The 22,590-nt window shown below is 66.6% G+C and carries 28 protein-coding genes and 2 tRNA genes; 16 read left to right on the forward strand and 14 right to left on the reverse strand.

Going from position 1 to position 22,590, the window contains the following annotated elements:
• Positions 1-9: 9 nt before the first annotated feature.
• Positions 10-270 carry a hypothetical protein gene (locus tag N5K27_RS28145; protein WP_087839683.1) on the reverse strand — a complete coding sequence of 87 codons (261 nt, stop codon included), beginning with the start codon at positions 268-270 and terminating at the stop codon, positions 10-12.
• Positions 271-471: 201 nt separating this feature from the next.
• Between N5K27_RS28145 and N5K27_RS28150 the strand changes: the two genes are divergently transcribed.
• The 3 genes from N5K27_RS28150 to N5K27_RS28160 are packed head-to-tail and all read left to right on the forward strand — an operon-like array spanning position 472 to position 3,984.
• Positions 472-1,968: an alpha-amylase family glycosyl hydrolase gene (locus N5K27_RS28150; protein WP_243724432.1), complete on the forward strand. Its 1,497-nt coding sequence runs from the start codon at positions 472-474 to the stop codon at positions 1,966-1,968.
• Complete coding sequence (locus N5K27_RS28155) at positions 1,965-3,587, forward strand: alpha-amylase family protein (protein WP_087839685.1); 1,623 nt, start codon at positions 1,965-1,967, stop codon at positions 3,585-3,587. Before N5K27_RS28150 ends, N5K27_RS28155 begins: the two co-directional genes overlap by 4 nt.
• 22 nt (positions 3,588-3,609) lie before the next feature.
• Positions 3,610-3,984, forward strand: coding sequence for a sensory rhodopsin transducer (locus N5K27_RS28160; RefSeq protein ID WP_087839686.1), 375 nt, complete (start codon positions 3,610-3,612; stop codon positions 3,982-3,984).
• A gap of 6 nt (positions 3,985-3,990) precedes the next feature.
• Here the strand turns inward: N5K27_RS28160 and N5K27_RS28165 are convergent, their stop codons facing one another.
• Both N5K27_RS28165 and N5K27_RS28170 read right to left on the reverse strand, forming a co-directional pair.
• A complete protein-coding gene (locus tag N5K27_RS28165) occupies positions 3,991-4,470 on the reverse strand; it encodes a YetF domain-containing protein (protein ID WP_243724433.1) in 480 nt (159 codons plus the stop codon).
• A 78-nt stretch (positions 4,471-4,548) separates the two neighbouring features.
• Positions 4,549-4,625 (reverse strand) — tRNA-Arg (locus N5K27_RS28170).
• Between the two features lie 134 nt (positions 4,626-4,759).
• Here N5K27_RS28170 and N5K27_RS28175 point away from each other — a divergent pair.
• Genes N5K27_RS28175 through N5K27_RS28195 form a run of 5 tightly spaced genes read left to right on the forward strand, consistent with a single transcriptional unit; the run spans position 4,760 to position 9,357 of the window.
• A complete protein-coding gene (locus tag N5K27_RS28175) occupies positions 4,760-5,533 on the forward strand; it encodes an ABC transporter ATP-binding protein (protein ID WP_165963081.1) in 774 nt (257 codons plus the stop codon).
• A complete protein-coding gene (locus N5K27_RS28180) occupies positions 5,530-6,243 on the forward strand; it encodes an ABC transporter ATP-binding protein (RefSeq protein ID WP_087839688.1) in 714 nt (237 codons plus the stop codon). The genes N5K27_RS28175 and N5K27_RS28180 overlap by 4 nt, the downstream gene beginning before the upstream one ends.
• A gap of 23 nt (positions 6,244-6,266) precedes the next feature.
• Positions 6,267-7,490 carry an ABC transporter substrate-binding protein gene (locus tag N5K27_RS28185; RefSeq protein WP_087839689.1) on the forward strand — a complete coding sequence of 408 codons (1,224 nt, stop codon included), beginning with the start codon at positions 6,267-6,269 and terminating at the stop codon, positions 7,488-7,490.
• Positions 7,487-8,371 carry a branched-chain amino acid ABC transporter permease gene (locus N5K27_RS28190; RefSeq protein ID WP_087839690.1) on the forward strand — a complete coding sequence of 295 codons (885 nt, stop codon included), beginning with the start codon at positions 7,487-7,489 and terminating at the stop codon, positions 8,369-8,371. Before N5K27_RS28185 ends, N5K27_RS28190 begins: the two co-directional genes overlap by 4 nt.
• Positions 8,368-9,357, forward strand: a complete 990-nt coding sequence (locus N5K27_RS28195; RefSeq protein WP_279820866.1) for a branched-chain amino acid ABC transporter permease — start codon at positions 8,368-8,370, stop codon at positions 9,355-9,357. Before N5K27_RS28190 ends, N5K27_RS28195 begins: the two co-directional genes overlap by 4 nt.
• Before the next feature lie 5 nt (positions 9,358-9,362).
• Here N5K27_RS28195 and N5K27_RS28200 read toward each other — a convergent pair whose 3' ends face one another.
• Positions 9,363-10,409: a DNA topoisomerase IB gene (locus tag N5K27_RS28200; protein WP_132979436.1), complete on the reverse strand. Its 1,047-nt coding sequence runs from the start codon at positions 10,407-10,409 to the stop codon at positions 9,363-9,365.
• 191 nt (positions 10,410-10,600) lie between these two features.
• Here N5K27_RS28200 and N5K27_RS28205 point away from each other — a divergent pair, with 191 nt between their 5' ends.
• Positions 10,601-11,536: an SMP-30/gluconolactonase/LRE family protein gene (locus N5K27_RS28205; protein ID WP_087839692.1), complete on the forward strand. Its 936-nt coding sequence runs from the start codon at positions 10,601-10,603 to the stop codon at positions 11,534-11,536.
• On the opposite strand, the gene N5K27_RS28210 is transcribed toward N5K27_RS28205, so the two are convergent.
• Positions 11,533-12,414, reverse strand: coding sequence for a DMT family transporter (locus tag N5K27_RS28210; RefSeq protein ID WP_279820869.1), 882 nt, complete (start codon positions 12,412-12,414; stop codon positions 11,533-11,535). The genes N5K27_RS28205 and N5K27_RS28210 overlap by 4 nt on opposite strands.
• 6 nt (positions 12,415-12,420) lie before the next feature.
• Complete coding sequence (locus N5K27_RS28215; RefSeq protein WP_087839693.1) at positions 12,421-13,926, reverse strand: aldehyde dehydrogenase family protein; 1,506 nt, start codon at positions 13,924-13,926, stop codon at positions 12,421-12,423.
• Between the two features lie 215 nt (positions 13,927-14,141).
• Between N5K27_RS28215 and N5K27_RS28220 the strand changes: the two genes are divergently transcribed.
• A tRNA-Pro gene (locus tag N5K27_RS28220) sits at positions 14,142-14,218 on the forward strand.
• A gap of 103 nt (positions 14,219-14,321) precedes the next feature.
• Here the strand turns inward: N5K27_RS28220 and N5K27_RS28225 are convergent.
• From N5K27_RS28225 to N5K27_RS28260, 8 genes are all read right to left on the reverse strand, one after another.
• Entirely contained in the window at positions 14,322-14,537 is a 216-nt protein-coding gene (locus N5K27_RS28225) for an AlpA family transcriptional regulator (protein ID WP_279820871.1), read from the reverse strand.
• The gene (locus N5K27_RS28230) at positions 14,534-14,884 is read right to left on the reverse strand and encodes a hypothetical protein (protein ID WP_279820873.1); all 351 of its coding nucleotides are present in this window, start codon (positions 14,882-14,884) and stop codon (positions 14,534-14,536) included. Before N5K27_RS28230 ends, N5K27_RS28225 begins: the two co-directional genes overlap by 4 nt.
• A complete protein-coding gene (locus N5K27_RS28235; RefSeq protein ID WP_279820875.1) occupies positions 14,881-15,111 on the reverse strand; it encodes a hypothetical protein in 231 nt (76 codons plus the stop codon). The genes N5K27_RS28230 and N5K27_RS28235 overlap by 4 nt, the downstream gene beginning before the upstream one ends.
• Before the next feature lie 196 nt (positions 15,112-15,307).
• Entirely contained in the window at positions 15,308-15,601 is a 294-nt protein-coding gene (locus N5K27_RS28240) for a hypothetical protein (protein ID WP_279820877.1), read from the reverse strand.
• Positions 15,598-16,161 (reverse strand): hypothetical protein, encoded by a 564-nt coding sequence (locus N5K27_RS28245; RefSeq protein ID WP_279820879.1) that lies wholly within the window; start codon positions 16,159-16,161, stop codon positions 15,598-15,600. Before N5K27_RS28245 ends, N5K27_RS28240 begins: the two co-directional genes overlap by 4 nt.
• Complete coding sequence (locus N5K27_RS28250) at positions 16,158-16,391, reverse strand: hypothetical protein (RefSeq protein WP_279820881.1); 234 nt, start codon at positions 16,389-16,391, stop codon at positions 16,158-16,160. The genes N5K27_RS28245 and N5K27_RS28250 overlap by 4 nt, the downstream gene beginning before the upstream one ends.
• 8 nt (positions 16,392-16,399) lie before the next feature.
• Positions 16,400-16,672 carry a hypothetical protein gene (locus N5K27_RS28255; protein ID WP_279820883.1) on the reverse strand — a complete coding sequence of 91 codons (273 nt, stop codon included), beginning with the start codon at positions 16,670-16,672 and terminating at the stop codon, positions 16,400-16,402.
• A 48-nt stretch (positions 16,673-16,720) separates the two neighbouring features.
• Positions 16,721-17,935: a DUF2303 family protein gene (locus N5K27_RS28260; protein WP_279820885.1), complete on the reverse strand. Its 1,215-nt coding sequence runs from the start codon at positions 17,933-17,935 to the stop codon at positions 16,721-16,723.
• On the opposite strand from N5K27_RS28260, the gene N5K27_RS28265 reads away from it, so the two are divergent.
• The 6 genes from N5K27_RS28265 to N5K27_RS28290 all read left to right on the forward strand — a co-directional run bounded on the left by N5K27_RS28265 (position 17,879) and on the right by N5K27_RS28290 (position 22,579).
• On the forward strand, positions 17,879-18,442 hold the full coding sequence (locus tag N5K27_RS28265; RefSeq protein ID WP_279820887.1) for a hypothetical protein: 564 nt from the start codon (positions 17,879-17,881) through the stop codon (positions 18,440-18,442). The two genes, N5K27_RS28260 and N5K27_RS28265, sit on opposite strands and share 57 nt — an antisense overlap.
• A 90-nt stretch (positions 18,443-18,532) precedes the next feature.
• On the forward strand, positions 18,533-18,796 hold the full coding sequence (locus tag N5K27_RS28270) for a holin (RefSeq protein WP_279820889.1): 264 nt from the start codon (positions 18,533-18,535) through the stop codon (positions 18,794-18,796).
• Positions 18,784-19,332, forward strand: coding sequence for a lysozyme (locus tag N5K27_RS28275; protein WP_279820891.1), 549 nt, complete (start codon positions 18,784-18,786; stop codon positions 19,330-19,332). Before N5K27_RS28270 ends, N5K27_RS28275 begins: the two co-directional genes overlap by 13 nt.
• Positions 19,320-19,829: a hypothetical protein gene (locus N5K27_RS28280; protein WP_279820893.1), complete on the forward strand. Its 510-nt coding sequence runs from the start codon at positions 19,320-19,322 to the stop codon at positions 19,827-19,829. The genes N5K27_RS28275 and N5K27_RS28280 overlap by 13 nt, the downstream gene beginning before the upstream one ends.
• Before the next feature lie 261 nt (positions 19,830-20,090).
• Positions 20,091-21,419 (forward strand): Na+/H+ antiporter NhaA, encoded by a 1,329-nt coding sequence (gene nhaA / locus N5K27_RS28285; RefSeq protein WP_279820895.1) that lies wholly within the window; start codon positions 20,091-20,093, stop codon positions 21,417-21,419.
• A 23-nt stretch (positions 21,420-21,442) separates the two neighbouring features.
• Positions 21,443-22,579, forward strand: coding sequence for a HAMP domain-containing sensor histidine kinase (locus tag N5K27_RS28290; protein ID WP_279820897.1), 1,137 nt, complete (start codon positions 21,443-21,445; stop codon positions 22,577-22,579).
• The last annotated feature ends 11 nt before the right edge of the window (positions 22,580-22,590 follow it).

Raw genomic sequence — 22,590 nt, forward strand, 5'->3', positions numbered from 1 at the left:
GCCGTGGCGCTACTTTCCTTTTTCGAGCTTGTCGATGTAGCGCCTGGCGGCCTTTTCGGCATATCGATGGGCTTCGAATTCGGTGCCGAACACCTGGTCGTCGCCCAGGTGCTGGTCGGGAGGAACGGGGTGGTATTGCGATCCCGGGTCCAGCGATATCGTGGCGACACCCTCGAACAGCGACGTCATGCCTTCCCGGGGATGATTGACCGCGCGCGCAACGGTACGGATGTAATAACCCTTGTAGTGCTCTCCTGCGCCTTCTGACATAGAAGTCTCCTGCAGACGGTACACCCATGAGGCAATGCCACGGCGGAGAAAGTTCAACCGCCGCCCGCCTAGGGTACCCACCTGCCTTCCGGATTTCCCTTGGGAATATCACTTGCTGGACCACTCGCCCCGACAAGGACAAGGCCGGCAAACCGCATGAATGGCACGCGCTCCGATGAAGCCTGGTGGAAAAATGCAGTCGTGTACCAGATATATCCCCGTTCGTTCGCCGATGCCAACGGCGACGGCGTGGGAGACATTCCCGGCATGCTCGCCCACCTGGACCACGTCCGCGACCTGGGCGCCGACGCGGTATGGGTGTCGCCGATATTCCGCTCGCCCATGGCGGATGCCGGCTACGACATCAGCGACTACTGCGACATCGATCCCTTGTTCGGCACGCTGGGCGATGCGCAGCGGCTGATCGACGAAGCCCACGCGCGGGGCCTGCGCCTGCTGCTCGATTTCGTGCCCAACCATACCTCCGACCAGCATCCCTGGTTTCTGGACTCCCGCTCGTCACGGGCCAGCCCGCGGCGCGACTGGTACATCTGGCGCGACGAACCGAACGACTGGCGGGCGGCGCTGGGCGCGGGCAGCGCCTGGACCTGGGACGAGAAAAGCGGCCAGTACTACCTGCATTTCTTCCTGCCCCAGCAGCCCGACCTGAATTGGCGCAATCCCGAGGTGGTGGAAGCCATGCACGGTGTGCTGCGCTTCTGGCTGGACCGCGGCGTCGATGGCTTTCGCATAGACGTGGCCCATTGCACCGGCAAGGATCCGACCTTCGCCGACCATCCACGCTGCCTGGCCGGCGAGCCGCTGGCAGATTTCAACGACCAGCCCTACAGCCACGAGGTGCTGCGCGGCATACGGCGGCTGGTGGACAGCTATCCCGGCGAGCGCATCCTGGTCGGCGAGGTGAACATCCGCTCGACCGCCAGCGTCGTCCAGTACTACGGTGCCGGGGACGAACTGCACATGTCGTTCAACTTCCCGCCGCTGGATGCGCCCTGGGATCCGGTCGTCTTCCGTACCTGCATCCGCGAGGTCGATGCCCTGCTGCGGCCGGCCGATGCCTGGCCGACCTGGGTGCTGTCCAACCATGACAACGTCCGCCATCGCAGCCGCTACGGCGGCTCGCTGCGCCGGGCGCGCGCGGCGGCGATCCTGCTGCTGTCGCTGCGCGGCACTCCATTCCTGTTCCAGGGCGAGGAACTTGGCCTGGAAGACGCCCTCGTCGATCCGCAGCGGCAGGTCGACCCGGGCGGCAGGGATGGCTGCCGCGCGCCCATCCCCTGGACGGCGGCGCCGCCCCATGGCTGGGAAGGCGCTCCCCCGTGGCTGCCCTTCCCGCCCGACCCCGCGTCGCACTCGGCGCAACGGCAATGGGCCGACCCCGGCTCCATTCTCCATCTTTACCGGCAGGCGCTGGCGGTGCGTAAGGCCAGCCCCGCACTGCGGCTGGGCGACTGGGAAGAAATCGACTCCCCGCCGGAGGTCCTGGCATTCCGGCGCCGCCGGGGCGACGACGTCCGCCTGGTCTGCGTGAACTTCGCCGCACAGCCGAGGCGCTTCCATCCCCCGGGGGACTGGCGCATCGCGCTGTGCAGCGACGGCCAGGCGCCGGGCTCGCGCTTTCGCGGGGAGTTGGCGGGCGAACACGCCGTGGTGCTGGAACCGGGAGCTGAGACATGATGCCGCTCTGGTATCGAAACGCCATCATCTACCAGGTCGATCCCAGCCTGTTCCGCGACGCCAACGGCGATGGCCGTGGCGACCTCGAAGGCATCTCGGAGCGGCTGGAGTACCTGCGCGGCCTGGGCGTGACCTGCCTGTGGCTGACCCCCTTCTATGCCTCGCCGTTCCGCGACGGCGGCTACGACGTCATCGACCATCTGGCGGTCGACCCGCGCTTCGGCGCGCTACCCGACTTCGTCGCCCTGATGGCCAAGGCCGAGGAGCTGGGGCTGCGCGTGATCATCGACCTGGTGGTGCACCATACGTCCGACCGCCACCCCTGGTTCCAGGCTGCCCGCCGGGACCGGACGTCGCGCTATCGCGGCTACTACGTCTGGGCCGATACCCCCGAGCCCACCGAAGAGAAACCCATCTTCCCCACCGTCGAGGACAGCGTCTGGACCTGGGACGAACAGGCGGGCCAGTACTACAAGCACATCTTCTATTCGCACGAACCGGACCTCGACCTCGGCAATCCCGACGTGCGGCACGAAGTCGAGCGGATCATGGATTTCTGGCTGCGGCTTGGCGTCTCGGGCTTCCGCGTGGACGCCGCCTCGCACATGATAGACAGCGCCCGCTCGCCCGATCCCGCCGACGACGGCTTCTGGCTGCTGGACGACATGCGCCGCTTCGTCTCCCGGCGGCGGGCCGATGCCGTGCTGCTGGGAGAAGTGGACGTGCCTCCCCGGCAGTACGTCGACTACTTCGGCCGGGGCGACCGGCTGACGCTGGTGCTCAATTTCTGGCTCAACAATTACCTCTACCTGGCACTGGCGCGCGGGAAGGCCGAGCCGCTGGTGCGAGCCCTGGCCGGACAGCCCGTCCCGCCCGAAGGCGCGCAATACGCGCTCTGGCTGCGCAATCACGATGAACTGGACCTGGAACGCCTGAGCGAGGACGAACGGCGGGAAGTCATGGACTGCTTCGCCCCCGATCCCGACATGCGCATCTATCATCGCGGCATCCGGCGGCGGCTTCCCCCCATGCTGGGCGGCGACAAGCGGCGGCTGGCGCTGGTGCACGCGCTGCTGTTCTCGCTGCCGGGCACGCCCATCCTGCGCTATGGCGAGGAGATCGGCATGGGCGACGACCTGTCGCTGCCCGAGCGGCTGGCGGTGCGCACCGCCATGCAATGGTCGGACGAACCCGGTGCCGGCTTTTCCGCCGCGCGCCCCGAGCGGTTGGCGGTGCCGCTGATCGACTCGGACCCCTACGGCTACCGGCACGTCAATGTCTACGCGCAATCGCTGGACGAGGACTCGCTGCTGACCCGTACCGGCAAGATGATCCGCGCCCGCCTGGGCATGCGGGAAATAGGCGCCGGCCACTGCCGCCCTGCCTCCATCGAATGTCCCCAGGTGCTGGCGCTGCGGCACGAACTCGACGGCGTGGCGGTCCTGACGCTGGCCAACCTCGGGCCGGAGGAGGTGCAGTTCACTCTGCACGACACCGACTGCCAGCACATGACGGACGTCATGGCCGACGGCCCCTACGACGCCCCATCGGGCCACCCGGTCCGGCTGCGGCTGCGAGGCTACGGATATCGCTGGCTGCGGCCGCGCGTTTCGCTGTAATCCCCGTTTCGGAGACCTGCACATGCAAGCCCTGGGCAAACGCCGCTGGATCATCGCCGAAGGCTATCTGCCGCCTTCCGGGGACGACCGCACTCGCCAGACCGCCAGCCATGAAACCGCCTGCATCCTGAACACGGGCGACGCTCCCGCCCAGGTGCGCCTGACGGTGTATTTTTCGGACCGCGAGCCTGCCGGCCCCTACCGCGTCCTCGTGCCTGCGCGGCGCACGCTGCATCTTCGGTTCAACGACCTGCGCGACCCCGAACCGATACCGCTGGACACCGACTACGCCAGCGTCATCGAATCGGACGTGCCCATCGTGGTGCAGCACACCCGCCTGGATTCCCGCCAGGCCGCCCTCGCCCTGATGACGACGATGGCCTACGGCGCGGACTGACGCCCGTCATTTCCGCTTGATGACACTGACGTTGCCGTCGGCCTCCAGATACAGGGCCTTCACGTCGTCGATCGATTCGATGCCCTGCTGCCGGTACTTCGCCTCGAGCTCCTCGTCGGTGATCGACTGCCGCCGCATGTTGTCGCGCAGCTTCCTGCCGTTGCGTATCAGCATGACCTTCTCCGGATCGACGAACCGGCGCACCGGCGGAAAATGGAACGCCAGGCGGTCCAGGGCCATGTTCCAGGCGACCAGCGTGATCACGAGCAGCGCCGCGTCGGTCACGCTCTTGCCGTCGCCGGCCATGCCGTTCTGCGCCGCGTCGGCCACGATCACGATCAGCAGGATGTCCGCGATGCCCATCGAACCGACGTCGCGGCGGACGACGAACCGGAACAACAGGAACAACAGCCAATACATGACCGTGCCGCGGACCAGGGTCTCGAGCGGCGGAATGGAAAAGGCGAAGATTCCAGGCCAGTCCAAGGCGCGTCTCCCGTAGTCGTGACGGGAAGCGGTTCGCAAGAAGCGGGCCTGACGGAGGGAAAGGAAAGATGCGTGGATTGGCGCGGCGGACAGGAATCGAACCCGTAACCCCAGGCTTAGAAGGCCTGTGCTCTATCCAATTGAGCTACCGCCGCCCCGGAGCGCGCAAGTTTACCACCAGGCCGCCCCTCCCCCGTCCGGCGGTTCCGGGCAAACACCTAGGCCCCCAAGAGAAGGATTTGCGACACAATGCAGCAGGCGCATGCGGCATAGCCTGACACAGGAAACCATGAGCGACCTCATCCTCGAAACCCGGGACCTCAGCAAGGCCTTCAAGGGATTCGTCGCGGTCAAGGATGTGAACCTGCGCGTGGCGCGGGGCAGCATCCATGCCCTCATCGGCCCCAACGGCGCCGGCAAGACCACCTGCTTCAACCTGCTCACGAAGTTCCTGACGCCCACCTCCGGGCGTATTTTTTTCAACGGCACCGACATCACCGGCGAGGCGCCGGCCCAGGTCGCGCGGCGCGGCATCATCCGGTCGTTCCAGATCTCCGCCATCTTCCCGCACCTGACCGCCCTGGAGAACGTCCGCATCGGGCTGCAGCGGCGCGAAGGCGGCACCTTCCGGTTCTGGCGCAGCGTCTCGCTGCTGGACCGCCTGAATCCCCGCGCCATGGAACTGCTGGACGAGGTGGGGCTGGCCGAATTCGCCGGCACGCCGGCGGTGGAACTGCCCTACGGGCGCAAGCGCGCCCTGGAAATCGCCACCACCCTGGCCATGGAGCCCGAACTGATGCTGCTGGACGAACCCACGCAGGGCATGGGCCACGAGGACGTGGACCGCGTCACCCAGCTGATCAGGAAGGTCGGGGCGGGCCGCACCATCCTGATGGTGGAACACAACATGAAGGTCGTGTCTTCCATCGCCAGCACCATCACGGTCCTGGCGCGCGGCATGGTGCTGGCCGAGGGCCCCTACGACGCCGTGTCCCGCAACCCCGAAGTGATGCAGGCCTACATGGGCACGGTGGACGGCGAACTGCAGGGAGCCCACGCATGAACGGTCCGGCGCTGGAAATCCGGAACCTGCATGCCTGGTACGGAGAATCGCACATCCTGCACGGCGTGGACCTGGACGTGGCGCGCGGCGAAGTCGTCACGCTGCTGGGCCGCAACGGCGCGGGCCGCACCACCACGCTGCGCGCCATCCTGGGCCTGACCGGCGCGCGCCGCGGATCGGTGCGCATAGGCGGCGTGGAATCCATAGGCATGCCCACCCACCGCATCGCCCACCTGGGCGTGGGCTACTGCCCCGAGGAGCGCGGCATCTTCGCCTCGCTGTCCTGCGAGGAAAACCTGATGCTGCCCCCTCCCCTGCGCGGCACCGGCGAACGGGCCATGTCGGTCGAGGAAATCTACGAGATGTTCCCCAACCTGCGCGAGCGCCGGCATTCCCCCGGCACACGGCTGTCCGGCGGCGAGCAGCAGATGCTGGCGGTGGCCCGGATACTGCGCACGGGCGCCGACCTCCTGCTGCTGGACGAGATCTCGGAGGGGCTGGCGCCCGTCATCGTGCAGGCCCTGGCACGCATGATCCGGGCCCTGAAAGCGCGCAACTACACCATCGTCATGGTGGAACAGAATTTCCGCTTCGCCGCGCCGCTGGCCGACCGCTTCTACGTGATGGAACACGGCCGCGTGATCGAAGCCTTCGCATCGTCGGACCTGGCCGCCAAGCAGGACACCCTGCACGAACTGCTTGGCGTATGAGGAGTACCTCTTAGGAGACGCGCATGAAGAAGCAAGCCCTTGCAGCGGCCATCACGGCCGGTTTGGTCCTGGGATCCACCGCGCCGACGCTGGCGCAGGCGCCGAAGATTTCCGGCGACGTCATCAAGATAGGCTTCATCACCGACGGCTCGAGCGTCTATGCCGATATCGACGGCCCGGCCGGGGCCGATGCCATCCGCATGGCCGTGGCCGACGCCGGCGGCCAGGTCAACGGCAAGAAGATCGAAGTCCTGTACGCCGACCACCAGAACAAGCCCGACATCGCCTCGGCCCGCGCCCGCGAATGGATAGACCAGCAGGGGCTGGACCTCCTGATAGGCGGCACCAACTCCTCCACCGCCCTGGCCATGGCCAAGGTGGCCACCGAGAAAAAGATTCCCTACATCGTCATCGGCGCCGGCTCGTCGCGCCTGACCAACGAGGACTGCTCGCCCTACATCGTCCACTACGCCTACGACACGGTCGCGCTGGCGCGCGGCACCGGATCGGCCGTGGTGGCCCAGGGCGGCAAGAGCTGGTTCTTCCTGACCGCCGACTACGCCTTCGGCCACTCGCTCGAAGCCGACACCAGCGCGGTGGTCAAGGCCGCGGGCGGCACGGTGGTGGGGTCCATCCGCCATCCCCTGGCGGCTTCCGACTTCTCGTCCTTCCTGCTGCAGGCCCAGGCCTCCAAGGCGCAGATCCTGGGCATGGCGAACGCCGGCGGCGACTTCATCAACGCCACCAAGGCGGCGGCGGAGTTCGGCGTCACCAAGACCATGAAGATCGCCGGCCTGCTGGTGTTCATCAACGACATCCACACGCTGGGGCTGAACGCCACGCAGGGCCTGTATCTGACCGATGGCTGGTACTGGGACCAGAGCAACGAGTCGCGCGCCTGGGCCGCCAAGTTCGAACAGAAGCTCAAGCGCAAGCCCTCGTCGCTGCAGGCGGCCGACTACTCGGCCGCGTCCTTCTACCTGAAGGCGGTCAAGGCCACGGGCACCGACGATCCCGACACCATCATGAAATGGTTCAAGTCGAACAAGATCAACGACATGTTCGCCCATGACGGCTACGTGCGCGCGGACGGCCGCATGATCTACGACATGTACCTGTTCCAGGTGAAGACGCCCAAGGAATCCAAGGGTCCCTGGGACTACTACAAGGTGGCGCAGAAGCTGCCCGGCGACAAGGTCTACACCACGCCCGCCGAATCCAAGTGCCCGCTGCTGAAGAAGTCATGACGATCTTCGGCGTCCCGCTGCAGGCGATGCTCGGGCAATTGCTGCTCGGGCTCGTCAACGGCTCCTTCTATGCGGTGCTGTCGCTGGGGCTGGCCGTCATCTTCGGCCTGCTCAACGTCATCAACTTCGCGCACGGCGCCTTGTACATGGTCGGCGCCTTCCTGGCCTGGCTGGGCCTGCAGTACCTGGGGCTGGGCTATTGGTGGATGCTGGTGCTGGCGCCGCTGGCGGTCGCCCTGCTGGGTGTCGTGATCGAACGCACGATGCTGCGCTGGCTGTACAAGCTCGACCATGTCTACGGCCTGCTGCTGACCTTCGGCCTGACGCTGCTGATCGAGGGAGTGTTCCGCAGCTTCTACGGGGTCTCGGGCCAGTCCTACCCCGTGCCGGAACTGCTCCAGGGCGCCACCGACCTGGGTTTCATGGTCCTGCCCAACTACCGGGCCTGGGTCGTGCTGGCCTCCCTGGCCGTGTGCCTGGCGACCTGGTACGTGATCGAGCGCACGCGCCTGGGCGCCTACCTGCGCGCCGGTACCGAGAATCCCCGGCTGGTGGAGGCCTTCGGCGTCAACGTCCCGCTCATGGTGACGCTGACCTACGCCTTCGGCGTGGCGCTGGCGGCCTTCGCGGGGGTGCTGGCGGCCCCCGTGCAGCAGGTCTCGCCGCTGATGGGGTCGAACCTGATCATCGTCGTCTTCGCCGTGGTGGTCATCGGCGGCATGGGGTCCATCATGGGCTCCATCCTGACCGGCCTGGGCCTGGGCGTGATCGAGGGCTTCACCAAGGTGTTCTATCCCGAGGCATCGAACACCGTCGTCTTCGTGCTGATGGCCCTGGTGCTGCTCGCGCGGCCCGCCGGCCTGTTTGGAAAAGCCACATGAACCGACACCTTGCCGGCTGCCTGGCGCTGGTGCTGGGGCTGGGCGTACTGCCCTACCTCGGCGTCTATCCCATCTTCGCGATGAAGCTGATGTGCTATGCGCTGTTCGCCTGCGCGTTCAACCTGCTGCTGGGCTACACCGGGCTGCTGTCGTTCGGGCACGCCGCCTTCCTGGGCAGCGCGGCCTACGCCACCGGCTATGCGCTCAAGACCTGGGGGCTGCCCACCGAGCTGGGCATCCTGTTCGGCGTGGCCGTCGCGGCGGCGATCGGGCTGGTCATGGGCGGGCTCGCCATCCGGCGCAGCGGCATCTATTTCGCGATGATCACGCTGGCCGTCGCGCAGATGCTCTACTTCTTCTACCTGCAGGCACCCTTTACCGGCGGCGAGGACGGCCTGCAGGCCATTCCGCGCGGCACGCTGCTGGGCCACATCGACCTGGGCAACGACATGGCGCTGTACTACGTCGTGCTGGCGATATTCCTGTTCGGCGTGTTCCTGATCTACCGCACGGTGCAGTCGCCGTTCGGGCAGGTCCTGAAAGCCATACGCGAGAACGAGGCGCGCGCCACTTCGCTGGGCTACGACGTCAACCGCTACAAGCTGCTGGCCTTCGTGCTGTCCGCCGCGCTGACCGGGCTGGCGGGGGCGACGAAATCGGTGGTGTTCATCTCGGCCACGCTCAGCGACGTGGTCTGGCAGATGTCCGGCCTCGTCATCCTCATGACCCTGGTGGGCGGCATGGGCACCCTGACCGGCCCCATGGTGGGCGCGCTCATCATCGTCCTGGTCGAGAACAAGATCGGCGAATGGGGCAACGCGCTGGCGAATGCGACCGGCATCGCGTGGTTCGGCAGCCTGGGCGACGCCGTCACCATCGTCACGGGCCTGATCTTCGTCGTCTGCGTGCTGGCCTTCCGGCGCGGCATCGTGGGCGAACTGGGTGCCTGGCTGGAGCGGCGGCGGGCGCGGCCGGCGCGCTCGTAGGGCGATCAGCCCAGGCCGTCCAGGAACGCCAGCAACCGCCGCTCGGCCGCGCTCAGCCCGCGCGGACCGGAAGCGGGCCAGGTCGCCGGCAGTTCCCCCCGCAGATAGGCATCGATGATGGCCGGATGGATGTAGCAGGCCCGGCACACCGCCGGCGTATTGGCCAGCCGCTGCGCCACCGCCTTCACCGCCTCGACCACGGCCTGGCGCGCGGCCGCGCCTTCCTCGCGCGGCATGCGCCGCAGCCACTCCAGCGCCAGCACCGAGCCGGCCCAGGTCCGGTAGTGCTTGGCCGTGAAATCCCCCTGCCCCGCCTCGCGCAGATAGGCGTTCACGGCCGACGAATCGATGCCGCGCGGCTGCCCCGCCTCGTCCAGGTAGTGGAACAGCGTCTGCCCGGGAATCTCCATGCAGCGGCGCACCACCCGCGCCACCCGGCGATCGGCGATGGTGACGTCGTGTTCGATCCCGCTCTTGCCGCGGAAGCGCAGCCGCAGGCGCGTGCCCGACAGCGACGCATGGCGCGGCCGCAGCGTGGTCAGGCCGAACGAACGGTTCTGCCTGGCGTAGGCGCGGTTGCCCACCCGCACCAGCGTCGCCTCCAGCAGGCGCACCACCGCGGCCAGCACTTTTTCCTCCCCCAGCCCCGGCGCATCGAGCGCCCGCTGCACCCGGCGCCGGATGCGCGGCAGGGCCCGGCCGAATTCCGACAATTGCGCATACTTGTCGGCGTCGCGCACCGCCTGCCATTGCGGGTGGTAGCGATACTGCTTGCGTCCGCGCGCATCGCGGCCGGTGGCCTGGATGTGCCCTGCCGGGTCGGGGCATATCCACACCTCGCCATAGGCCGGCGGGATGGCCAGGGCATTGATGCGGGCGATCTCCTTGGGGTCGCGGATACGCTCGCCCCGCTGGTCCACGTACACGAACCGGCCCCGGAACAGCTTGCGGCCATACCCGGGCCGGGTGTCGTCCACATAGACCAGTTCCGGGGCGGCCCCGTCGCCGGCCAGCGCGGTCAAGGCGGAGGAAGATGCATGGGTGAAGTCCATGGCATGGGTCGAGCAGGCTTCGTGCCAGGCGGCCGGCACGGGCTTTCCCCTGCCGCGATTCCTGGTGGAAGTGAAAAATCTACTCGCCCACGACGCAGAAGCTGCCATCGCGCGGACTGGCGGCAGGCGCGCCGATCGCCGACAATCGAAGCTCCGGGCGCACCCACCAGCGCCCCGCTCCAGGAGGCACCATGTGGCAGGCATCGCAGCGCTATCCCGACCCCGCCATCCGCGCGTTCGACGCCCGGTTCGAGCAATACCGGCTGCCGTCGGCCGCGGTCGAGCGCCTGGCCACCGGCTGCCGCTGGAACGAAGGGCCGGTCTGGTTCGGCGACGGCCGCTACCTGCTCTGGAGCGACATCCCCAATGACCGCGTCATGCGCTGGGACGAGATCAGCGGCGCGGTCAGCGTCTTCCGTTCGCCGTCCGGCCACGCCAACGGCATGACGCGCGACCGGCAGGGGCGCCTCGTCACCTGCGAACACAGCGGCCGCCGGGTGACCCGCACCGAGCACGATGGCGCCGTCACCGTGCTGATGGACCGCCATGACGGCAAGCCGCTGAACTCGCCCAACGACGTCGTCGTCAAGTCCGACGGCACGGTCTGGTTCTCCGATCCGCCCTTCGGCATAGCCGGCTACTACCAGGGCCTTCCGGCCAGGCAGGAGCTGCCGTCCAACCTCTACCGGCTCGATCCCGCCACCGGCATGGCTGAGGTCGTCGCCGGCGACATCGCCAGCCCCAACGGCCTGGCCTTCTCGCCGGACGAATCCGTGCTGTACGTGGTGGAGTCGCGCGCCAAGCCGCGCCGCATCCTGGCCTTCGACGTCGCGGCGGGCAAGAAACTGTCCAACCGACGCGTCGTCATCGATGCCGGACCGGGCACCCCGGACGGCCTGCGCGTGGACGTGGACGGCAACCTGTGGTGCGGCTGGGGCATGGGCAGCGACGAACTGGACGGCGTGCGCGTGTTCGCGCCGGACGGCGAGGCCATCGGCCACATCGCGCTGCCGGAGCGCTGCGCCAACCTGTGCTTCGGCGGCCGGCACCGCAACCGCCTGTTCATGGCCGCCAGCACGTCCATCTACGCGCTGTACGTCAACACACAGGGCGCCGCCGGCGGCTAGCGCCTGTTCACCAGCACCAGCCCCGACACCACCAGCGCCACGGCCAGCAGGAACATCGGCCCGACCGGTTCATGCAGGATCAGCGCCGCGGCGGCCACGCCGAACAGCGGCGACATCGACGTGCCCGCCTGCAGCGTGCTGGCCGGGTACAGCGTCAACAGCCGCAGCCAGAGCAGGAAGGTCGTGGCGGCGATCCACACCGTCTGGTAGGTCAGCGCCAGCACGGGCGCCAGGCTGACCCCGCGCACCGATTCGCCGGTGACCATGCCGGCGCCCAGTCCGATCACGGCCGACATCGCCAGCTGGTACAGCAGCACCTTCTCGGGAGGTGCCGTGGCCAGGCGCGTGGCCTTGATGCCCAGCGTCGTCGCCGCCCAGAACACCGCCGCCCCGATGATCATCAGATCGCCCAGCCACGCATGCGGCGACGTGGCCCCGCGCGGGACACCCATCACGATGGCGGTCCCGCAGAAAGACAGGCCCAGCCCCACCCACTGCGGCCAGCGCAGGCGCTCCGCCGGCAGCAGCCAGGTCGCCCCCAGCGCCACGAAAAATGGCGCCGTATAAAGAAAGAGCGAAGTGCGGCTGGCGTCGGTCCACTGCAGGCCCAGGTAGATCAGCACGAACTCGCCGGAGAATAGCAGCCCCGAGAACAGGCCCAGCCACAGCGAGCCGTCCCGCACGAACAGCCTGCCCCGCCCGGTGGCCAGGCAATAGAACAGCACCAGCAGCCCGGCCCCGGCCGAGCGTATGCCCATCTGCAGAAAAGGCGGGAAATCGGGCAGCGCGATCTTGACCGCGACCTGCTGCCCGCCCCAGCTCGCGCAAAGCAGCACGAGCATCGCGATGGCGGCGATATCCAGGGAACGTTTGGACACGGCGATCTAGCGATGCTGTTCCTGCGCCGTGGTGGCCACCAGCCGCACAGCGGCCAGATCGGCGCCCGTCAGCACGCCTCCGCGGCCCAGCAAGCGGCCATGCTCCCAGTTGGACAACCCCAATTCCGGCTTGCCCAGCGCATACTGGCCATCCACCCATCGCGTGAAACCGTCGCCCACGAACGGCGCATCGATACGCAACCGGAAACGCTGGTGCGCCTGCGGATCGCTGGCGATCAGGCTGGCCACGAAACGGGGGCTGTAGCGATTGAACAGCGCCACCGCCTCGTCCACCGACTCCACCACCACCAGCGACAGTTCCGGCGTCTCTTCCCATTCCCACTCCTGCCCCAGCCGCGCCTCGGGCAACGGGCTGGCATAGGGCTCGTCCACGTCCCCCTCGGCACGCCGCACCAAGGTGCGGCGCCCGAACAGCTCCGCCGGCACGAAAGGCTGCGCCGAAGGCGTGACATGCAGGCGCGGTGCCCCGCTCAAGGCAGCCCCGGCCTCGTCGATGGCGCGCAGGAAGCGCGGCATCAGGTCCGCCACCCGCTCGCGCACGATGCAGCACACGTTCAGCGTATTGCAGACCTTGCGGTCCAGCGAATGCCGCACCGCCCGCTCGAAACGCTCGCCGTCCGCGCTGGGATCCGCCACCAGCCAGGCGCCGCCCGTGCCATGCGCGCTGACCGGCACACCCGCCTGCCGCGCCACGCTGCTCAGCTGCATCACCGCCGTACCCGACCCCCGCGCCACCGCCAGCGCCAGCCGGTTGTCGCTGAACATCGCCCAGCCCGCCGCGCGGTCCTCGACCTCGACCAAGCTGACCGCCCCCTGCGGCAGCCCCGCCGCCTCCAGCGACGGCCGCAGCGCATGGCGCAAGAGCGCGCTGGCCGTGCCCAGCGCATCGCTGCCTATCCGCAGCACCGCCGTATTGCCGCTGGCCAACACCCCGCAGGCGTCCACCAGCACGTTCGGCCGGCCCTCGAACACGAAAGCCACCACGCCCAGCGGCACCCGCAGCACGTCGACCTGCCAGTCGCCATGGTCCACCCGGCCCAGCACCCGGTCATCCTGCGCCGCCAGGCCCGGCCAGACCCGCAGCCCCTCGATCATCGCGGCGCGCATCTTGTCCGACACCTTCAACCGCGTCGTCGAACGGCCCCGCTGCTGCGCGCGCCGCACGTCCTCCTCGTTGGCCGCCACCACCTGCGCCCAGACCTCGTCGCGCTCCAGCGCGTCGGCGAAGGTCTCGTAGAACCGGTCCACCGCGCCCGGCCGTGCCTGCGCCAGCGCCTCGAAGGCCGCGCGCGCCTCGCCCACCCGTGCCCGGACCACCTCATCCACCTGCCCGGGAATCCGCAGCAGCGCCCCGCTTTCCTGCACCACCAGCAGCCGGTCACCCGCCTGGAAGGCGCGCGCCAGCTCCGCATCCACACGGGTATACCGGTTACCGCCGTAAGGAATCACCATCCCCGGTTCCAGGCGATCCAGGGTCCCTTGTTCGTTCATGAAGCTCTCCTTGGCCATTCCGCCGCCGCGCCCCATCCGGCGGATGGACGCGGCTCGGCCCGCATGGAAAGATATTACCCCGGCGCACCGGCCATTCCGGGGTGGAGGGCCTTGCTGCCGATCCCTTTGGCCCACCTATTCATTGGGTGCCCGCGTTCAAGAAATGGCCGGCCGGGCCGTAAGGGGGCCTGGCATCGGGTACAATGCGGGTCCGTCGGGGCGTAGCGCAGCCTGGTAGCGCATCTGCTTTGGGAGCAGAGGGTCGCGAGTTCGAATCCCGCCGCCCCGACCAATAAAATCAAGGCCTTAGACACCTCCACCTGTCTAAGGCCTTTGTCTTTTCCGCTCCATGGGTACACCCATGGGTACACCGCGTCGCGGCTGTCAGCGGACATCTACGGATTCTTGCCGGTTCGGTACTCGGTGATCGCACCGGCAATCCAGGCATCCACCTCGGACTCAACCCAGAGGGAGCGCTTCCCCCGCTTGACCGGCCTGGGGAAGGTTCCCGCCTTCACTTCGTCATAGATGGAAGTGCGCCCCAGGCCTACACGGTCCATGACCCGTTCGAGCCTCAAGAGCGATTCGGTGTGCTGGCTGGTGTTGCTCATTTCCCTTCCTCGGTTTCTAGGACGGCGCGGATGCCGTCGGCCACCAGGTCCTTGATGGCGGCCAGATACTGCGTATGCCCCCCGCGCATCGCGATCGGGTCCAGCTTCTTGATTTCTCGTGCCACGTCGAGCGCGATGGCGTCGATGTCGATTGTCTGTGGACCGACGAACGCCATCAGGTGTCGCGCACACCCGCGGATCGTGGATGCCCAGGGCGCGATGTCGGCAACGCCAGCCAGGTGCTCGGACGAGATGGTTAGAATGTCGGCGCCCTCGGCCCGCACTGTTACGGCCCAGTTGCGGGTCATTTCGCAGCCTGCGGGGATATCTGGAGCAAGGGCCATCATCGCCTTCCCCTTCGCGCGAACTTGCACCGGCAGCCGGCGCAGATGTCTGTGGGATCGCACTCCGGCGACGGATCGCCAGCCGGCGCGCCGCAGGTGACGCCCAAGCCGGTCATGTCCAGCATGCCGTCGTCGCCGATGGCGTGGTCATAGCCGGCCAAGCGCAACTTGTCTGCGATTTCGCCGTAGGCGCCGGCCGACAGTTCGAGCTGTGCCAGGGTGTAGGTCATCGTGCTCCCTCCATGGATCTCCGCTGCGCCGCGCGGGCGCGGTCGTATGCGTTCAGGCATGCTTTGCACCAGCTCTTGAACCCGTCGCGGTTGTCGCTGGTGCGGCTAAAAAATTCATCATCGGCGGGCCAGAACTCGCGGCATCGCGTGCACTGCAATTCTTCGCCCAGCTCCGTCTGGATCGACTCGCGCGCCATCACCGCCTCACCGGGTGCGGCCCGCGGCCAGCGCGATATTCGGCCCACGCGTCATCCTCGGCGCGTTGCGCGGCCGAGTAGCTGGCGGGGCCTATCGGCATCCCAGCGGCGGCCAGGGCGCGGGAGACGGCCGCCAGCGCGTCGCAGTGCCCGTCCTGGTAGCAGGCGTCGCCGAAGTCAGACATTTCCCCCTCGGTGTACTGGAGCACTTCGCCGTCCACGTTGGCACTGGTGCCCCAGGCCTTGCGGACACGCGGCAAGGCCCGCGTGCGCACCGGTACTTCCGCGGTCATGCTCCCTCCATCCTGCTTGCAGCGGTGCTGCGGTGGTGGACAGCGATGGGGCGCTCGGCATCAAAGGCCGGCCGCTCGACCAAGGCAGCACTCTGCCCGCAGGGTGACTGATTCCCCCCCCTGCACCCATTTGCTTCCCCGGTAGTGTTTCCCGTAAATTGAACCCGGCATGTTGCCTGGATAGGGGGAAGATTATGCAGACCCAGATTGTCCAGTTGTCGTTCCTTGGTGCTGCCTGCGTATCGCTTCTTGGTGCCGCTGCGGGGCTCTCCCGTGGCCTCGGCCACCGCCTCTGGGTCCAGGTGCTGCTGGGCTTCGCCGTCGCAACGATTTTGGTCCAAGGGCTCATGTTTTGGTCCTTCTGAACGCCGACGCTGCTGTCGTTTAATATCGCGAAAGGCCTCATCTTCTTCTGCGGCGGTGTCCGCCCTGTCGCCCTCGGGCCGGGCGTCGTCCGTGTCGCGGGCCGCAGCGCAGATGCAGGCGGCGGCCACGCCGACCGTGCCGCCGAAGAGCATGCCCACGACCATCCCCACGATGAAACTGAGCGTCGAAGTCATGCTGCCTCCGGGTTGATGCCGTGGGCCACGAGCAACTGGCGCAGGCGGTGGTTATCGTCCATCGCCGCGAGATAGGCAACGGACCGGCGATGCAACGCCACCGTCTGCTGGTCGTACTGCCGCTTGGCGATGTCGCGCGCGGCGCATGCGCTCTCGTGGACGTGGCGCGGCACGGTCGGGGTGAGCAGGCGCACGGGGCGCGCCACCGTGGTGCTGGATTGCTGGTGCATGCTGGCTCCTACAGTTGCTTTGCAATCAATTCCTCGGCGTGGGCATAGCCCGCCTGGAACTGGTCGAACTCGGGAGTGTTGGTGGCCGGCCGCCCGAACCGGCCGAGCGGGTCCGCCATGTATCGCCGAGCGTGGGCGACCTGCATCCCCTGTCGGAACGCGTCGGACCGTGCCACGCCGCCGCGCTGGATCATTCGGTCTACCCAGGCGGTCGTGGATTCTCGGCGATCGATGCGGCCCGCACGGTAAGGGCGGCGGCGGGGATAACGGGTAGTTTTCATGGTCGCTTTCTCCGAGGCGCCCCACGGGGGTGAGGCGCCGCCCGGCTCTTAGGCCGGAGTCCCGTTGAAACCCACCAGGCCGGTTTCGGCCTCGATCGCCACGCGGAGCTGCTTCACCGCGTCGTCGATGATCTTGTGGGGGCGGTCGAGGTCGTACCAGAGGACCAACTTTCCATCCTGGATGCGGTAGCGCAGTCGGGCGATCAGCGAATAGGCCGCGTCACCCTCGAACACGGGAATGCCCAGGGTGAACGTCTCGGGGATTTCGAGCTGGCCACGTTCGCCAGCGCGCGCCTGGATCGTCTCTTCATACACGAGCTGGTTTTGACCATTTCCCAGCCTCGTGCCGCTGGCGAAGTTCACGGCCTTGGTGGCCTGGAAGTTCTGCGCCAGCTCCAGGAACTCGGCGGCGGTCGGCATGATCACGTCCGGCAGGTTCTGTTCGATGAACAGGGCGAACTCTTCCTGCTTCATCCTCTTGCCATCACTGGCCGTCCAGGTTTTCCACTCGGGCGACAGCGGCGCGTTGTAGACGGCGCGGTGATCGCCCCAGCTCGGGCTGCCCGCGGTCCGGTGATTCAGGACCGCGACAAAGGCCGGGCTCGGGGTGACCTGGTAGTACAGGCGGGCGGTTGCCGCGCCGCTGTACTCGCCCACGTAGCGGATGAAGCTTGCCGCATCGTTGAACGTGGCGCGGCCGGTGTGGCGGGTGGGCGCGGGCAGCAGCCGTTCAAAGGTGTGGGACTCGTAGCCCTCGGGCACGACGACGAAGGGCACACCGTGCACCTCGGACGGTTCGGCCAGCGCGGCGCCAGCGTTCAAAGCGGTTTTCAGGTCTTCCATGTGTTTCCTCTTGTGGGAAAGGTTGTGCTTGGGCTCACGCCCGGGTGGGAAAGGTGACCAGCCGGCGGCCTGGGCCGGCGTGGCGGACGACAGCGTGCGAATTTCGCGGGCCTCTTGCTCCACCGAGCGGATGCCCTCCAGCGATTTCTGGCGCGGGTCTTCGCGCTGCAAGTTGCCCTCGGGCGTGGCGAACATGATCGTGCTGCCCTTCTCTTCCTTGGGCGTGCTGACCTTCAGGTCATCGGTGATTTCCATCTGGCCGCCCTTGCCGGGCTTCAGCGCGATGGTGAGGGTCAGCTTGCCGCCCTTGCTGGCGGCGCTGCACTTGTTGACCAGCTCATTCATCGCATCGGTCAGTTCGTCATGCAGCGCGCCGTAGCGCAGCTTTACGAGGGTGTCGGTAAATGGACGGGCGCCCATTGCGTTCTCCTGGTGTGTTGCCCCGACACCAACAGCGACGGCCTGGCCGAATACATGGAGCGCGTGGGCGGTATGCCGGCGTCCGCCGTCACCTCGCTGGTGGATGGCGATGTTGGCAAATGGCAGCGGGTGACGTGGGGCACTGCCGCAGCGGCCAACGGCCAGCTCTCCACGAACCTCCTGAACATCCTGCCGGGCCGCGTGTTCGAGTTCACGGCGCGCATCCGTTGGGACCTGCCCGCGGCGCAGGTGATGGGCATGTTCACGTCGATGATGTCTGTCAACTGGGTCAACGCAGCGTGGTCGCAGACGGGCTACGAGTTCCTCGCGTCGCCGCCCCCCAATGCAAAGGGCGAGATGACCGTTTGCGTGAGGGCGACGACGCCTGCGAACACGGCGAACGGCAACCTCATGTTCCTGTCCGCGAACGGATCCAAGACGCCCACGGCGCCGGCCATCGCTGAAATCTCGCAGCTGACCGTGCGGGATATCACCGCGCTGGTGTGACCTCGTTCAACCGTTGAAAGCCCGTCGGGTAGCGCCGGCGGGCTTTTTTCGTCCTCGAGGGAGGCAGCCATGCCCCAAAGGAATCCACAAATGAAATTCGATGACGCGGCAATCACGGCCGCCAACAGGACCGCCGAGGCTGGCGCGGTAACCGGGGTCGTTGGCTGGGCAGCATCCGTGAACTGGATCGGCTGGACCGGCGTGCTGATCGCGCTACTGGGCGCGCTGGCCAACGTCTACTACCAGCGCCGGCGCGACCGGCGCGAGCGGGCGGCCATCGCGGCCGAAGAACGGCGCCGCCAGGAGCTGCACGACGCTCAGATGGCAGCCCTTCACGATCGGTGCGACCCATGAGTCGCGCCGGCAAGGTCGGGGCGGCCGCGCTGATCGCCTCCGGCGTGCTGACGTTGTTCAGCCCCCAGCTTCAGGACTTCCTGGGGCGCTGGGAGGGCGAGGGACAGAACGTCGTTTACGCGGACCGCCTGGCGCGCGGGCTGCCCACCGTATGCAAGGGCATCACCCGCCACACCAGCCCATACCCTGTCGTCGTCGGCGACTACTGGAGCGACCAGCGATGCGCCGAGGTCGAGCGCCTGGTTGTCGAGCGTGGCCAGCTCAGCCTGGCGGACTGCATCACGGCCGACGTGTCCCAGGGCACGTTCGACGCGCTTAGCTCGCACTCGCACAATTTCGGCGTGCCGGCGACGTGCGCCAGCCGGGCGCTGGGTCTGATCAACGCCGGCCGGCTGGCCGACGGCTGCCGCGCCATCGCCAACGGCCCGGACGGGCGGCCGGTCTGGTCCTACATCACCCTGGCCGACGGGTCGCAGCGGTTCGTGCCGGGCCTGTACGCGCGCCGGCTGGACGAGGTGACGCTATGCCTGTCGTGATGCCCGCGTGGGCCAGATACGGGGCCGTGGCGGCGCTCTCCGCCGCCGCTGCGGGTGCTGGGGCATGGACGGCCCAGGAATGGCGCCTGAATGCCAGAAACAGCGATCAGGCCGCTGAGATTGCCCAGGAGCGCGAAGATCACGCCGAGGCCGCGCGCACGGCGGAGGCCGACCAGCGCGCCATCGAATTTGCCAGAATGGAGGCGAACGCCCATGTTACCCACCAGACCCACGAGCGCCTGGCGGCTGCGGCTGCTGCTGTGCGCGACCGCGAGTTCGCTATTGTCGGCCTGCGCAACGCCCTCGCCGCCGCCGAGTCCCGTAGTGGTCAGGCCAGCGGCGATCCCGGCCCTGGCACCGGCGCTAATGACCCCGCAACCCTACGAACAGTGGTCCGAGAATGCACGGCGGAATATTCAACGATGGTCGGAAATGCTGTCGGCGCCGGTGTCGCCGCAACGGGACTCCAGGAATACGCCGGAGACATGCAGCGGTAAGTGATGTACTTGAAACAACTGTGCCCGGTGGCACATCAGTGCCACCGGGCACAGTTGTTTCAAATGAGGCATGGATGTCCAATTTTGGCTCGTGTATGGTGAATACGGCAAGGCACCACGCAGGACTTGGCTGATCCGGTCAACCCGACCGGGGCATGAAGCAAGGCCATGCGAGGCCAGATGTAGATTCAACGGCATCGCAGACAGGCCAGTGGGATGGGTGCTGCACCACGAACTCCAACGCTTCAGACGTCGGTGCCAATGATGAACCGAGAGCCGGATCACTTACCCACGGAGCTGGTTGACCGCTTCACGCAGCCATTCGTGCGCTTTCTCGACATCGAGGCGGTGGCAGGCGCCATCCTGCTGGTATGCATCGTCATTGCGTTGGGTATGGCCAACTCCCCATTCTCGGAGAAATATCTCGCCTTTTGGGAAATGGAACTCGGGTTCTCGGTGGGACATGCTGACTGGTCGCGCTCGCTACAGCACTGGATCAATGACGCGTTGATGACGCTGTTCTTCTTCGTCGTTGCACTGGAGTTGAAGCGAGAGATGGTCCTCGGGGAATTGAGGACTCCGCGGCTGGCAGCATTGCCGCTAGCGGGGGCGGTGGGGGGCATGGTCGTTCCGGTGGGTATCTACCTGATCTTGTCGAGTACGGGCGCCGATGCCCAGGGATGGGGCGCCGTCATGTCCACCGATACGGCTCTTGTCGTAGGGGCCCTTGCTGTCCTGGGGCGCCGCGTTCCAGAGGCTTTGCGCTTATTCTTGCTGGCGCTTGCAATCTTCGATGACATTGGGGCCATTCTCGTGGTCGCTGCGAAGTACGGCACGGCGTTGAATTGGTTCTTTCTCGCCAGCGCGGGAGCCGGATGTGTCCTGGTTGCTTGCGCGACATGGGTGGGAATCCGAAGCCTCGGATTCTACGCTGTCGCCGGCTTGGCCATCTGGTGCGCATTCGACGCTTCTGGCGTGCATGCAACGGTCACGGGAGTCATACTTGGCTTGATGACTCCAGCGCGAAGCTGGGTCAGCGGCAATCGTCTACATGCCATCCTTGGGCGTGTGGTCGCACATGCGCCCATAGAGCGCGGAAAGGTCGATGTCCAGGGGCGTCTCGACGTGCATCGGGCTGGCATAGCAGCGCGGGAGTCGGAATCTCCCGTCGAACGCTTGGAGTTCGATCTACATCCCTGGGTCGCGTTTGCGATCCTGCCTCTTTTTGCCCTTGCCAATGCGGGCGTTCACTTCGATTCGGCCGATCTCCGGGGGTCCGTAATAGTAGCGACTTTCGGGGCGTTCGTGATCGGCAAACCGGTCGGAGTATTGCTGTTCAGTCTTGTGGCGGTGAAGATTCGACTGGCCCTACGCCCGCCAGACCTGCCCTGGAAGTCGATTACTGCGGGGAGTATGTTGACGGGCGTAGGGTTCACCATGGCGCTGTTTATCTCCGGACTGGCGTTTCCACCGCAGGTCCTGCCGTCTGTGAAGCTGGGCATTCTCGTTTCATCAGCTGTGGCGATGTTGGCGGGCCTGGGGGCGTTGTGGTGGACAAGCAAAGGCATGAAGATGCAGCCAACCGTGTAACCGTCGAACCGGAGAGAGACGCCATGATGCACGACTTTCTATCGAATAACCGTGACGAGCTTATCGACAGATGCCGACTGAAGGTGGCGTGCCGGCCAGCCCGCAGTGCCACGGACGCTCAATTGCAAAACGGAATTCCGCTATTTCTGAATCAACTGATCCAGACGCTACGTGTTGAACAGACTGCCGACCCAATGGGCAGCCGGAGAATTTCTGGCCTGACTGGTGGCGGGGTGTCGTTTTCGACGATCGGCATCTCGGCTGCGCAACATGGGCGACAGCTCTTGGCACTCGGCTTTTCGGTCGACCAAGTGGTTCACGACTATGGCGACTTGTGCCAGGCGATTACCGATTTGGCCTATGAGCGCGATGTGCCGTTCGAAATAGATGAATTCCGGACGCTCAATCGGTGCCTAGACAACGCCATCGCCGATGCAGTGACGGAATTCAGCTATCAGCGCGATGCGGAATCCACCGACAGGCATGTGCGGGAGATGAACGAACGGTTGGGGTTTTTCGCCCACGAACTACGCAATTTTCTGCAAACGGCGACGCTCGCTTTCGCCGCGGCGCGAGCCGGAAACCTGAGTCTATCGGGCGCGACTGGGGCGGTCCTGGAGCGTAGTCTAACCGGCCTGCGTGACTTGATCGACGAATCGCTGGCCGATGTACGTTTGACCGCTGGCGGGACGGAGTCGGCACAGATTTTTCCTCTTGCCGATTTCGTGGCCGATATCAAGGAGATGGCGACCCTTTCCGCCCAAGCTTACGGATGTGACTTCACGGCATCCGACGTTGACGCAAGGCTGGCAGTCTCTGCCAACCGGGAACTCCTGCTTTCTGCTACCGGGAATCTGCTCCAGAACGCCTTCAAGTTCACTCGGCACAACACCGAAGTCACGCTGGACGCGTATGCAGTGGGCGATCGCATCTGGATCGATGTAACGGACCATTGCGGCGGCCTGGCTGCTGGCGATGTTGAAACCATGTTCGAGCCCTTTCGGCAAAATGGAGTGGATCGCACCGGCATCGGGCTTGGGCTTTCCATCGCCCGGCGCAGCGTTGAGGCAAATGCAGGCACGCTGAGTGTTCGCAACATTCCCAAATCGGGCTGCGTCTTCACCATAAGCTTGCCGCGCTACGCTCTTCCGGAAGAATGAGTCCATGAGAT

This window comes from Pigmentiphaga sp. GD03639 (assembly GCF_029845405.1).
GTDB classification, from domain to species: Bacteria; Pseudomonadota; Gammaproteobacteria; order Burkholderiales; family Burkholderiaceae_B; genus Pigmentiphaga; species Pigmentiphaga daeguensis.